The sequence below is a fragment of the Cytophagales bacterium genome (assembly GCA_033344775.1).
Taxonomy (GTDB): Bacteria; Bacteroidota; Bacteroidia; order Cytophagales; family Cyclobacteriaceae; genus JAWPMT01.
In genome coordinates this window covers 57,659-70,587 of record JAWPMT010000006.1, presented here as the reverse complement: position 1 = coordinate 70,587, position 12,929 = coordinate 57,659, and the positions used below count along the sequence as shown (strand labels likewise).

Below are 12,929 nucleotides of genomic sequence, written 5' to 3'. Positions count from 1 at the left end.
CCCTATATTTGCACTCCTTTTTCGGGGTGACCCCAGATAAATAAGTTTGTACCATGAGTGATTTGATCAAATTTGTAGAAGAGCAAAACAATGAAGGAAGAAACAATATCCCTTCATTTGGCCCTGGTGATACGGTAAATGTTCACTACAAGATTAAAGAGGGTAACAAAGAAAGAATCCAGCAATTCCAGGGAACTGTGATGCAGATCCGCAACACGGGATCAAATGGTGAGACTTTCACTGTTAGAAAAATCTCTGGCGGTATCGCGGTTGAGCGTATCTTCCCTATTTTGACTCCTAACCTTGACAAAGTAGAGGTGTTGAGAAAAGGTAGAGTGAGAAGAGCGAAATTGTTCTACTTGAGAGGAAGAAAAGGTAAGGCAGCAAGAATCAAAGAGAAAATCTAATTCTGCCGTACCAAGTAAAATATATACTGGCCAACTTCAGAAGGAGTTGGCCTTTTTACGTTTATGGAATTACATTTCACCAAGTATCAGGGAACCGGCAATGATTTTGTCCTGATTGACAATCGGACAGGCGTATTCCCAAAAGAAGACCTGGATCTGGTCCGAAAGCTATGCGACCGCCGTTTTGGGGTTGGTGCCGATGGATTAATGCTCATCCAAAACAGCGAAACGGAGGATTTCAACATGATTTACTTCAATTCCGATGGTTCCAAAAGCTTGTGTGGGAATGGAAGCCGATGCTCCATTCACTTTGCCCATGCCTTAGGGATCATTCCTGAACAAACGAGCTTCATTACAACAGATGGACTGCATCAAGCCTTTTTGAAAGATGGTTGGGTACATTTTCAATTACATGACATTGATCAGGTCAGCGAGCAAGGAGAAGACTTCTTCGTTGAGAATGGATCACCGCACCATGTTCGGTTTGTGGACAATGTTGATGTGTATGATGTCTACACCAAAGGCCAGTCTCTTCGGTATTCCGAACAATATCAGCCTGGCGGGACCAATGTAAATTTCGTTGAAATGACGGCAGAAGGCATCAAGGTACGAACCTACGAACGTGGGGTTGAGAATGAGACATTATCCTGCGGTACCGGCGTAACTGCAGCTGCCATTGTGGCGGCCATCAAGGGGAAGGCAAGTCCTGTTCGGGTACAAACGAAAGGCGGTGATCTGGAGGTATCTTTTGAAAAAGAGGGCGATACCTTTAAAAACGTCTTTCTTGCAGGTCCTGCAACCCCAGTCTTCGAAGGCCGTATTGAAATATAATTTGACGGAACAGACTGACAAAAAGTCCGCAAAATCAATTCCGGCAGAACATTTGTAAGGCTTAATCTGAAATTTTCAGAATGGGATGGAACCTATTATTCATTTAATGACCTATCGCCATTCAAAGGCTGATCAAGCCTAATTGATCCTACTTTGTTATTTCTTAATTATGACAAATTAAACATCACAAAGTAGGGTTAACTTTAATCGTTTTTTGAATCATAGTATACACAAATAGATGTTTGACGTAATAACGAGAGGTGTCGCTAAAGTTTTCGGAACAAAAGCAGACCGAGATCTGAAGGATCTTACACCGTACGTGGGGAAAATCAATGCGGAGTACGAAAAGCTCACGGATATATCAGATGACGAACTGAGGGCATCTACACAAGATTTGAAGGATGTAATCGCCGAGCGATTAAAAGTTATTGATGACCAGATCAACAGCTTGCAGCAGCAAGTTCGCGAAAACCCCAGCCTTGGGATCCACGAGAAGGAAGAGATTTTCGACCAGATCGATAAACTGGAAGAAGACAGAGATACGGAACTAGAAGAAGTGCTGATCGATATCCTGCCAAAAGCATTTGCCGTGGTGAAGGAAACTTCCAGACGACTGGCAGAGAATAAGCAACTAGTAGTGACTGCTTCCGATAAAGACCGGGAATATGCTTCGACTAAAGATCATGTGACCATCGAAAATGGCAAGGCCATTTGGGGCAACGAATGGACTGCAGCCGGTACCGATGTGGTGTGGAACATGGTACACTACGATGTGCAGTTGATTGGTGGTGTTGTACTGCACCAGGGAAAAATTGCTGAGATGGCTACCGGGGAAGGTAAAACACTGGTAGCGACCCTGCCTGCCTACCTCAATGCATTGGCCGGCCGAGGAGTACATGTCGTGACGGTGAACGACTACCTTGCCAGACGAGATTCCGAGTGGAATGCTCCGATTTTCCAGTTCCATGGATTGACAGTTTCCTGTATCGATATCTATGAGTCGAATTCTGATGAAAGAGCTCAGGCTTATAAAGCAGACATCATTTACGGGACAAACAACGAATTTGGGTTTGATTACCTGCGGGACAACATGACCCGTGACCCTGAAGAATTAGTGCAAGGCAAGCATCACTTTGCCATGGTGGATGAGGTCGATTCTGTCTTAGTGGATGAAGCTCGAACACCATTGATCATAAGTGGCCCGATTCCACAAGGAAGTGAGCATGAGTTTGACCAACTGAAGCCACGCATTCAAAAGCTTGTAGATGCACAGAAGAAATTATTGAACGGCTACCTGACTACTGCGAAAAAAGAATTGAAGGCGGGGAACGAAAAAGATGGAGGTTTGCCATTATTCCGTGCATATCGTGGTATGCCGAAACACAAGCCCTTGATCAAGTTTTTGAGTGAGGAAGGCATTCGACAAACCCTGCAGAAAACTGAAAACTACTACCTGGCGGACAACCAGAAGTTGATGCCTGAAGCGGATGATCCATTGTTCTTCACCATCGACGAAAAGAATAACAGCATCGAGCTGACTGAAAAGGGAATTGACCTAATCACAGGAACAGGAGAGGATTCACAATTCTTTATTCTGCCAGATATCGGAGAAGAGATCAACAAGCTGGAGTCTGCAACGACCGATGAAGACGGCAAAGCAATTGCTGAGTCCGATCGATTGCGACAAAAAGATGAGTTGATAAAGGATTACAACACGAAATCCAAGCGAATTCATTCCGTCAATCAGCTGTTGCGTGCTTACTGCCTCTACGACAAAGATGTGGAATACATCGTGGTAGAAGACAAGGTAAAAATTGTTGATGAGCAGACGGGCCGGGTCATGGAAGGTCGTCGATATTCCGATGGACTGCACCAGGCCATTGAAGCCAAGGAAAATGTGAAAGTAGAGGACGCGACGCAAACTTATGCGACCGTGACCCTGCAAAACTACTTCCGTATGTACCATAAGCTGGCTGGTATGACGGGAACGGCAGAAACGGAAGCCGGTGAGTTCTGGGACATTTATAAACTGGATGTGGTGGTAATTCCTACCAACAGGCCTATCCAGCGAGATGATCGTGAGGATAAGATTTACCGAACGATCCGTGAAAAATATTCGGCAGTAGCCAAGGAGATTGCGGAAATGACCGAGCAGCGGCGACCTGTTTTGGTGGGTACGACTTCTGTCGAAGTTTCTGAATTGCTGAGTAAGGCGCTTGGCCACATGAAGATCAAGCACCAGGTACTAAACGCGAAGCAGCACGCCAGAGAGGCTGATGTGGTGGCAGAGGCCGGTAAGCCAGGTACCGTTACGATCGCGACCAACATGGCCGGACGAGGTACGGACATTAAGCTTACTGAGGAATCAAGAGCCGCAGGCGGATTGGCCATCATCGGTACGGAGCGACATGAATCAAGACGCGTTGACCGGCAGTTAAGAGGACGTTCAGGAAGACAAGGAGATGTGGGGTCATCGCAGTTCTTTGTGTCCATGGAAGATAACCTGATGCGTTTGTTCGGGTTTTCAGATAGGATTGCAAAGGTCATGGACCGTATCGGGTTGAAAGAAGGAGAAGTGATCCAGCACAGCATGATCACCAAATCCATAGAGAAAGCGCAAAAGAAGGTAGAGGAAAACAACTTTGCCGGTCGTAAGCGCCTTCTTGAGTTTGATGACGTGATGAACGCCCAACGCGAGGTGATCTACAGCCGTCGAAGAAACGCCTTGTACGGAGAGCGGCTGAAGCTCGACATCATGAACATGGTGTTTGATACCTGTGAGGACATTGCGCTCAATGCCAAGATGGAAAACAACCTGGACAGTTTGAGACTGACCTGCTTTTCCGTCTTAAGCGTAGACCTGGATATCGATCAAGAGCAACTGGAGAAAATTTCTCAGGAGGACCTGACCAAAAAATTATACGACGAAACTTTCGCAGCGTACAACCGCAAAAACGAAGTGATCGTCGAGCGAGTATTGCCGGTATTGCGCCAAATGTACGAGGAAATTGGCCAGACCGAAAGCACAGTGGAGGTGCCATTTACCAATGGTGTGAAAGCTGCCAGAATTAGAGTCAATCTCAAGAAAGCCATTGATACCGAAGGGGAAGAGCTGATCCTGGCACTTGAAAAAATGTCGTCACTACAGATGATTGACATGGCCTGGATGGAGCACCTGCGTGAAATGGACGACCTTAAGCAGTCAGTGCAAAACGCGGTGTACGAACAGAAAGACCCACTGATCATCTATAAGTTCGAAGGTTTCGAGCTCTTCAAGCAGTTCATAGGTCGAGTCAATGAAGATATCGTTTCCTTCCTCACCAAATGTGTGGTGCCGGTCGAGAGACAGGATTCTGTACAGGTCGCCAGAAGAAGAGCCAGACGTCAAAAGTCGAACCTAAACGAATCCAAAGAAGAGTCCAAGTCACTGCTTGATGCAACCCGAGGCAGAGGTAACCGTCCGCCTGCAGAAAAGGTTGAACCGGTCAAAGTAGAGAAAAACAAAGGCGGAAGAAATGCCAAAGTGACGGTCCGGTATGCGGATGGATCTACGAAGACGGCCAAGTACAAGCAGGTAGAGAAGGACATTCAAAGTAACAAGTGCGTGATCATCGAGGAATGATCCGCATGCGGTCTGAATGAAACTGATACCGTAACTTTATAGCTGATTCATTCCATTCTCTTATGAAACAGATATCCTTTCTGATGATGGCGTTACTGATGGGTTTCTGGGCATGTAAGCCTTCACAACCTACTCAAGTCACGAATTATTCTGAAGACCTGAGCATTCATCGGCCGGACTTTTCACCAGCGGAAGATACCCCTGTTGAACAGGAAGTGGAACTGCAGGATCCAGTGGAATTAACTGGACATCTCCGTGCAGAGCTGGATAGCGTTTTGTCCATTATCGTCGCGGGAAATTTGAAGAAAACGTATTGGGATGGCTATACCATACAGGTTTACAACGGATTGAATCGGGAACAGGCCTATGGGGTAAGAAAGGCTGTTGAAAACATGGAGTTGGGATTACCCGTGCGGTTGGAGTATCGCCAGCCAAACTATAAGGTGAAAGTCGGTTTGTATTTCAATCAGTTAACGGCGCATTCGGATCTCATGAACTTAAAAAAGGAATTTTCCGCTTCTTTATTGATACCCGAAAAAATCAAACTGGCCGACTATGAGCTCTCTGATTGATCAGATCAAAAACCTTTCAGCAACTTATTTTGAGGAAATTTTAGCAATCAGGAGGCATTTGCATGCCAATCCGGAGCTTTCTTTCGAAGAGTACAATACGGCAAATTTCATCGAATCCAAACTAACGGAATTTGGATTTGAGGGGGTCAGGCGTGTGGCCGAAACCGGAGTAACCTTCACCCTGGAAGGCGGCTCACCTGGGAAAACCATTGCGCTTAGAGCGGATATCGATGCGTTGCCCATTGTGGAGCAAAACGAGGTGTCTTATAAGTCCACCAATGAAGGGGTCATGCATGCCTGCGGGCATGATGTCCATACAGCTTCATTGCTAGGGGTAGCGAAAATCCTGGGTGAACTGAAATCTGAGATGAGAGGAAGTATCCGATTCATTTTCCAGCCAGGAGAAGAAAAGGTACCTGGAGGGGCTTCCATCCTCATCAAAGAAGGCATCTTAAAAAACCCGGTCCCCAACACCATTTTGGGCCAACACGTCATGCCATTATTGCCTGCCGGTAAGATTGGTTTCCGTTCAGGGATGTACATGGCTAGTGCCGATGAAATTTACTTTACTGTGAATGGCAAAGGTGGGCATGGTGCTATGCCTGAATCCGGAGTAGATCCCATTGTGATCACTAGCCATATCATTGTTGCACTACAACAGATTGTCAGTCGTAAGGCCAGCCCAAAAATTCCTTCTGTGCTTTCTTTTGGAGACATCCATGGCCATGGTGCCACTAATGTGATTCCGGACTATGTGAAAGTGAAAGGGACTTTCAGGACATATGACGAAGAATGGCGTGCACGAGCCCATGAACTGATGACGAAAATGGCTACGGGAATGGCCGAATCGATGGGAGCTACCTGCGATTTTGAGATCAGGAAAGGCTATCCGTTTTTGGTAAATGAACCGGTATATACCGAACGGACCCGAAAAGCGGCAGAAGCCTACATGGGTGAATCCAATGTGGTGGACCTGGACCTTTGGTTAGCCGCAGAAGACTTTGCTTATTACTCTCAGGAAGTAGACGCATGCTTCTATCGCTTAGGAACTGCCAACGAGGAAAAAGGAATCACCTCCGGAGTGCATACACCTACCTTCAATATTGAAGAATCTGCTTTGAAGGATGGCATGGGGCTCATGGCGTGGCTGGCATTACAAGAACTGCTAGACTGATATTTCTACTTTTCATCTGCATATTTTCCTTTGATTTGGTTCATAGGTTACCTTATTGTTAATTAGTGAGTTAATTGCATTGGGTAAATTAATGTTCATGTAATTTCGGGCGTGATCATTCGAAAGGATGTAACCTTAATTTTGTCCGCTGTGACATCTTAATTATAAAAGTCCAAGAATATGGAATTCGGTCTTTTGCAACTGCTTAGCCTACTGGGATCGCTGGCATTCTTCATTTATGGAATGAAAGTGATGAGCGAGGCGATCCAAAAAGTTGCCGGATCTAAAATGCGACAGATCATGAGTTCCATGACTTCCAACAGAGCGAAGGGAGTCTTATCGGGATTTCTTGTAACAAGTCTGGTGCAGTCTTCTTCTGCTACTACTGTCCTCATTGTAAGTTTTGTAAATGCCGGATTGCTGTCGTTGGTGGAAGCCATTGGGATGATCATGGGTGCCAACATTGGCACAACGATGACAGCCTGGTTATTGTCCTCCGTGGGCTTCAAAGTCAGTGTAACGAAATTCGCAATTCCCATCATTGCCTTTGCCTTTCCCATGATTTTCATGAGTAAGGATAAAATTAAATCCTGGGGTGAAGTGCTCATTGGATTTGCACTCTTATTGATGGGATTACAATTTCTGAAAGACTCAGTTCCAGACTTGCAGAGTAATCCGGAAATTCTGTCATTCGTTTCGAATTACACCGATCTTGGTATTTTAAGTACCTTAATATTCGTAGTTATTGGTACGATAATTACGGTAATTGTGCAGTCTTCAAGTGCGGCCATGGCCCTTACTTTGGTAATGGCCAATCAAGGCTGGATTCCCTTCGAAATTGCAGTAGCGCTGGTTTTAGGGGAAAATATTGGAACGACCATCACAGCGAATATTGCTGCATTAGTAGGAAACGTTCATGCAAAGAGAGCTGCTTTCGCTCACTTTATATTCAACATATTTGGTGTTATCTGGATCATCATACTATTAAAACCATTCCTGTATATGGTTGATGGTTTCATGGTTTATATGGGTAACACTTCGGCGTATACGGATTCGAAATCCATAAAATTTGCGCTCTCCGCATTTCATACTTCTTTCAATATTTTGAATACGTTTTTGCTGGTTTGGTTCGCCCAAAGAATTGCCAGCATCGTTACCAAAATCGTGAAACCTAAAGGAGATGACGATGAAGAATTTAAGCTTGCTTACATTGGAACTGGGTTAATGAATACCGCTGAGCTTTCTTTGGAAGAGGCGAAAAAGGAAACAGCACATTTTGGAAAAGTGGTCCAAAAGATGTCCAATTCTTTTAAGAAGCTGCTCGACGAAGACAAACCCAAAAAACAAAAGAAGCTGCTGAAGAAAGTCCGGAATTTTGAAGAGATAACCGACCGAATGGAGGAAGAAATCTGCACTTATCTAAGCCGTGTCACAGACGGAAGCCTGAGTGCAAATGCCTCTGCAAGGGTGGTAAGCCTTTTGAGTATTGTGAATGATTTGGAGCGTGTTGGTGATGTGTTCTTCCAAATGTCGAAGGACATTGAAAACAAACTGGACAAGGAATTTCATTTTACACAAGAACAGAAGGACAATTTGTTCAAAATGCTTGCCCTCGTTGATGAGGCAATTGATATCATGAATGGCAATTTGGACGGTGATTACAACCATGTAAGTATTGCCAGCGCACTAGAGGCAGAAAAAGCCATTGATGCCTTGAGGGATGAATTGCGTGATGAATTCAAGGTTCAGGTAAACAAAAAAGGTTTTAACCATAAACTCGGATCCTCTTATAAGGATGTATATCAGTCTTTGGAGAAAGTCGGAGATCACCTCATCAATGTTTCCGAGGCCATTACTGGAGAAAGTGAAAGAGAGCTCAAAAAATCCGGAGCAGCTGAAGAATAGGCTTCAGAGTCGACCTGATTGTATAAATCCAATGTCGAATCCTCAATGAGTCCTGTCGGTTTCCCGGGGCTATAAAACCTTAACATATCCTTCATCACTTCTGGCAGAGGCATCTAAGAAGCATCTTCTAACTTCGCGGTTCATTTAGGTGAAAAGCCGGACAGGAAGAAGTACTCGCGAGGGTAAAGTATAGTTGAATACTTAACATACGCTTTATCATCAGAAGAAATGCTCCTAATATCCGTCCAATAGCTTTGTGCCGGAAATTGAATGGAGGATACGCTTAACATAACGAACAATCGGCAGACTTTGCCCACGGCGACCAACGTGATGATCATCATCGGATCGGTCCTGGTGTTCGTTTTCTCCATACAACTAATGGGAGCGGCCTTCGGGACACTGGGTGGGGCTATGGCTGAATCTATTCTGCAGGCAACTTCCAATCCCTTTATTGGACTTTTTATCGGATTGTTGGTCACAGCCATTCTGCAAAGCAGTAGTACCACAACCTCGCTGGTCGTTGCGGCTGTAGCTTCTAATTCCATTTCCCTGCAAAGTGCACTACCTATTGTGATGGGCGCTAACATAGGCACAACCATCACTTCAACGATAGTAAGCCTGGGTTATATCACGAAAACAACGGAGTTTAGAAAAGCAATATCTGCCGGTGTTTCACACGACATCTTCAATGTACTGATCGTTTTGATCTTATTTCCACTAGAGCTTAAATACCAGTTTCTATCAAGTATCAGTTCAGACCTTAGTGCCTTTTTAAAGGACAGTACGACACAACAAGGGTCAAATTTTGGAGGTATTCTCAATGTCCTCAATCCAGCCACGGAGTTTATACTGGATCTATTTGGGTCCATGATTGGCTTGTTGCTTTCCGTGATTCTGTTGTTTGGTACGGTTAAGGTGATTTCGAAATTATTGTACAATCGCCTGATAGGATCCGCGAAAAAGAGCCTGGAAAAACTGATGTTTGACACAAAATTCAAATCCTTTGGATGGGGACTGCTGGTAACCTCTGTGATCCAATCCAGCTCACTGACCACCTCCCTGATTGTGCCTCTTGTTGCTACGGGTAAGGTCAAGCTGAATAAGGCTTTTCAATTCATCTTAGGAGCAAACCTTGGGACAACCATCACCGCGATCATCGCTGCCTTGTTTAAAAGTGAAGCCGCCATTAGTCTTGCGCTTGCACACTTCTTGTTCAACCTGATTGGTGTGGCGATTTTCCTGTTAATTCCCGCACTCAATAGGATACCCACCTTCCTCAGTGATCGTTTAGGCTATTTAACCTTACGAAGCAGGATCATTGGATTCACTTACATCATCCTGACGTTTTTCCTGTTACCATTTTCATTGATCTACTTCAGTGGTGATACGAATCTTGAAGTAAAAGAACCGTCTGCACCAGAGCAACAGCTAACCCAAGAGAAGATCCAGCCTTAATCATACATGGTATGTAAGTGATTTTTGTTGAAAGCGCTAACTTAGTGCTTTAGTAAAAACAGATCATAAGTGTCGCTAATTACCAACTTAATTGACAAAATCACTGAGCTCGTAAAGCTCAAGTTGGATCAAGTAAAAATAGAAGTCAAGGGACAAGTTGGCGTATTACTTTCTCGACTAGTCATCATTTTCGCAATTGGTTTATTGGTCACCTTCGCCTTATTTTTTCTGGGCCTGGCGGTAGCATTTGTGCTCAATGATGTAATTGGAAATAATTATGGAGGGTTCCTGGTGGTTGGAGGAATTGCATTGTTGGGTTCATTCATTCTGTACCGGGTAGCTAGCTCTGAAGGGTTTACCAAGGCAATCAAGAGCAGGCTTTTAGATAATGACGACTAAGGATGGCAAAGGATAATGCATATGATCAGTACATCGCTGACCTGAAAAAACGGGAACAAGAGCTTCGGGATGAGATTGAAAAACAATCCACGCAGCTAGAGAATAAAGTCAAGACAGGTCTGATCATCGGAATGGTGACCATGATCCTGGCCACAATTTATTTTGTCTTTTTTCGCAGACGTTCCAGGAATTCCTATAAAGAGAAACGAAGATCCAAAGGCAATTGGATTGTCAGGTGGATAATCGAGACGGTAAGTAGGGAAGCAATAACGCGTTATTTGCAGGCCAGGAAAGCCAAATTCAAAGATTCATAAGCGATTCTCGTCGCCTCATTTTTCCTGCAGGTATACCAAACATCATTTTGAATCGTCGACAGAAGTACGCGGTATCCTTATAACCCACTTCCTTTCCTATTTCACGGATACTCTTCTTCGAGGTGCGCAATAGATGTACCGCACTCTCCATGCGTTGATATTCGATGTAGTCTTGTGGGTTGATGCCCGTAAGCATTTTGAAATACTGTCCCACATAGTCCTCAGAAACGTTAGCGACATTTGCCAACCGCTTATTAGACAGGTCTTCACCCAGGTTCTTTTTGATGTAATCAAAAATTTCGATGAGGCGAGGGTCTTTAAAGTAGGTACTGTTCGTTGCAAACTGTTCTACAAAGAGTCCTTGATTGACGATGTGTCGAATCAATTCGATGACCATGTATTCTGTCAACACCTTGATCGTTCTACCTCTGCCCGGCTCGTTCAGGACTACTTCGTTGTTGATCTGTAGGATCAATTGCGATATTTTCTCATTGGCAGGAATGACGAAAGGAGGGACATCCAGCGAGCCAAAGAAATTAACAGAATCGAAGACTTTCGCGTCGAAGGAGACATAGCTGTAACTTTGAGCATCCCGAGGGATTTCCTCGGCATTTTGAAAATAGCTGTCCTTATTTGTCAAAAAGTCATCTTTTGACAAGCTCGTGGCGTCACCTGTGCCGTATGTGATTGACACCTGCTTACCACCAGGAACAAACAATAATTCGCCTTGATTGACTGTTTCCCGGTCTTTACCGTACTTTAACTCACCCACGTTGACCAACAACAAAGAGTTTTCAACGTCGTAGTTATTTTCGATTGTGACTGGCTTTAGAATATTAATATTCCTAGCTTTTACAAAGCGAACAGATAGGGATTCGATGATTCGGTTATAATCTTCCACCGGAGAAGAAATATAATCTTTGTGAGACAAAAGGCCCTTTCGGGCCAATAAGATTGTACGAATCTAATATTTTATTTTAAGATTCCAAAACTCTCCGGTGTAAGAAGAGGAAACAGCTAGTTTAACTATTTCAATAATCCCCTTGAAATAACGATTTTTTGGATCTCAGAAGTGCCTTCATAGATCTGTGTGATTTTGGCATCACGCATCAATCTTTCTACATGGAATTCTTTCACAAATCCGTATCCGCCGTGGACTTGAACCGCTTCTACAGTCACTTCCATGGCTACTTGTGAAGCATACAATTTGGCCATCGCACTCGCGTGCGAGTAGTCTTGTCCGGCATCTTTGAGGTATGCAGCTTTCAAAACCATCAATCTTGCTCCTTCAATCTTGGTAGCCATATCTGCCAATTTGAATTGAATGGCCTGATGTTTCGCAATCTCTACACCGAAGGCTTTTCTTTCTTTGGCGTATTTCAAAGAAAGTTCAAATGCTCCTGAAGCGATCCCTAAGGCCTGCGCTGCAATCCCTATCCTGCCACCGTTCAAAGTGCTCATGGCAAAGCTGAAACCAAACCCATCATCGCCAATGCGATTTTCTTTAGCCACTTTCATGTCCTGAAACATCAAAGAATGTGTATCAGAACCTCTGATCCCAAGTTTGTCTTCTTTTTTACCGACTAAAAACCCTTCCGTTTCGCGCTCTACGATCAGGGCGTTGATTCCTTTGTGCTTTTTCTCAGGATTGGTTTGCGCAATGACAAGGTAAGTTCCTGCGGAGTTACCATTAGTGATCCAGTTTTTGGTACCATTCACCAAGTAATGATCTCCTTTATCTTCTGCCGTAGTTCTTTGGGAAGTTGCATCCGATCCCGCTTCAGGCTCAGAAAGACAGAATGCTCCGATTTTTTTCGCGGAGGCCAGATCCGGTAAGTATTTTTCCTTTTGCTCCTGATTACCATATTTTTCAAGTCCCCAACAAACCAAAGAGTTGTTCACCGACATGGCTACAGACGCAGACGCATCAATCTTGGAAATCTCCTCCATGGCTAGTGCATAAGAAACGGTATCCATACCGCCTCCTCCGTACTCAGGGCTTACCATCATGCCCATGAATCCCAACTCGCCCATCATCTTGATTTGCTCTGCTGGGAACCTCTGCTCGTTATCCCTATCAATTACGCCAGGGAGTAATTCTTTTTGAGCAAAGTCTCTTGCGGCATCTCTTACAGCTATCTGTTCTTCCGTCAGGTTATAATTCATGATTCGTACAATTTGAAATATGGTAACAGGATAACCACAAATATAACACATTTGTTATGCATGCATACGTTTTCCAACCAAATT

At 44.3% G+C, this 12,929-nt stretch carries 11 protein-coding genes; 9 read left to right on the top strand and 2 right to left on the bottom strand.

Annotation, left to right across the window (positions count from 1 at the left end):
• Positions 1 to 53: 53 nt before the first annotated feature.
• The 9 genes from rplS to R8G66_30005 all read left to right on the top strand — a co-directional run bounded on the left by rplS (position 54) and on the right by R8G66_30005 (position 10,679).
• On the top strand, positions 54 to 407 hold the full coding sequence (rplS, locus tag R8G66_30045) for a 50S ribosomal protein L19 (GenBank protein MDW3196657.1): 354 nt from the start codon (positions 54 to 56) through the stop codon (positions 405 to 407).
• A gap of 63 nt (positions 408 to 470) precedes the next feature.
• Positions 471 to 1,238, top strand: a complete 768-nt coding sequence (gene dapF / locus R8G66_30040; protein ID MDW3196656.1) for a diaminopimelate epimerase — start codon at positions 471 to 473, stop codon at positions 1,236 to 1,238.
• Positions 1,239 to 1,476: 238 nt separating this feature from the next.
• Complete coding sequence (gene secA, locus R8G66_30035) at positions 1,477 to 4,860, top strand: preprotein translocase subunit SecA (GenBank protein MDW3196655.1); 3,384 nt, start codon at positions 1,477 to 1,479, stop codon at positions 4,858 to 4,860.
• A gap of 62 nt (positions 4,861 to 4,922) precedes the next feature.
• Positions 4,923 to 5,432 (top strand): hypothetical protein, encoded by a 510-nt coding sequence (locus R8G66_30030; protein ID MDW3196654.1) that lies wholly within the window; start codon positions 4,923 to 4,925, stop codon positions 5,430 to 5,432.
• Positions 5,416 to 6,606, top strand: coding sequence for a M20 family metallopeptidase (locus tag R8G66_30025; GenBank protein ID MDW3196653.1), 1,191 nt, complete (start codon positions 5,416 to 5,418; stop codon positions 6,604 to 6,606). The genes R8G66_30030 and R8G66_30025 overlap by 17 nt, the downstream gene beginning before the upstream one ends.
• Positions 6,607 to 6,786: 180 nt before the next feature.
• The gene (locus R8G66_30020; protein MDW3196652.1) at positions 6,787 to 8,511 is read left to right on the top strand and encodes a Na/Pi cotransporter family protein; all 1,725 of its coding nucleotides are present in this window, start codon (positions 6,787 to 6,789) and stop codon (positions 8,509 to 8,511) included.
• Positions 8,512 to 8,781: 270 nt separating this feature from the next.
• Complete coding sequence (locus tag R8G66_30015; GenBank protein ID MDW3196651.1) at positions 8,782 to 9,966, top strand: Na/Pi symporter; 1,185 nt, start codon at positions 8,782 to 8,784, stop codon at positions 9,964 to 9,966.
• Positions 9,967 to 10,035: 69 nt separating this feature from the next.
• Positions 10,036 to 10,365, top strand: coding sequence for a phage holin family protein (locus tag R8G66_30010; GenBank protein MDW3196650.1), 330 nt, complete (start codon positions 10,036 to 10,038; stop codon positions 10,363 to 10,365).
• Between the two features lie 2 nt (positions 10,366 to 10,367).
• The gene (locus R8G66_30005) at positions 10,368 to 10,679 is read left to right on the top strand and encodes a hypothetical protein (GenBank protein MDW3196649.1); all 312 of its coding nucleotides are present in this window, start codon (positions 10,368 to 10,370) and stop codon (positions 10,677 to 10,679) included.
• Here R8G66_30005 and R8G66_30000 read toward each other — a convergent pair.
• Both R8G66_30000 and R8G66_29995 read right to left on the bottom strand, forming a co-directional pair.
• A complete protein-coding gene (locus R8G66_30000) occupies positions 10,666 to 11,580 on the bottom strand; it encodes an AraC family transcriptional regulator (GenBank protein MDW3196648.1) in 915 nt (304 codons plus the stop codon). The two genes, R8G66_30005 and R8G66_30000, sit on opposite strands and share 14 nt — an antisense overlap.
• A 125-nt stretch (positions 11,581 to 11,705) precedes the next feature.
• The gene (locus tag R8G66_29995; GenBank protein ID MDW3196647.1) at positions 11,706 to 12,845 is read right to left on the bottom strand and encodes an acyl-CoA dehydrogenase; all 1,140 of its coding nucleotides are present in this window, start codon (positions 12,843 to 12,845) and stop codon (positions 11,706 to 11,708) included.
• Between the last annotated feature and the right edge of the window lie 84 nt (positions 12,846 to 12,929).

Excerpts from the sequence above, each read along its gene's own strand:
- rplS (MDW3196657.1), top strand. The coding sequence starts at position 54 with ATGAGTGATTTGATCAAATTTGTAGAAGAGCAAAACAATGAAGGAAGA.
- dapF (MDW3196656.1), top strand. The coding sequence starts at position 471 with ATGGAATTACATTTCACCAAGTATCAGGGAACCGGCAATGATTTTGTC.
- secA (MDW3196655.1), top strand. The coding sequence starts at position 1,477 with ATGTTTGACGTAATAACGAGAGGTGTCGCTAAAGTTTTCGGAACAAAA.
- R8G66_30030 (MDW3196654.1), top strand. The coding sequence starts at position 4,923 with ATGAAACAGATATCCTTTCTGATGATGGCGTTACTGATGGGTTTCTGG.
- R8G66_30025 (MDW3196653.1), top strand. The coding sequence starts at position 5,416 with ATGAGCTCTCTGATTGATCAGATCAAAAACCTTTCAGCAACTTATTTT.
- R8G66_30020 (MDW3196652.1), top strand. The coding sequence starts at position 6,787 with ATGGAATTCGGTCTTTTGCAACTGCTTAGCCTACTGGGATCGCTGGCA.
- R8G66_30015 (MDW3196651.1), top strand. The coding sequence starts at position 8,782 with ATGGAGGATACGCTTAACATAACGAACAATCGGCAGACTTTGCCCACG.
- R8G66_30005 (MDW3196649.1), top strand. The coding sequence starts at position 10,368 with ATGGCAAAGGATAATGCATATGATCAGTACATCGCTGACCTGAAAAAA.
- R8G66_29995 (MDW3196647.1), bottom strand. The coding sequence starts at position 12,845 with ATGAATTATAACCTGACGGAAGAACAGATAGCTGTAAGAGATGCCGCA.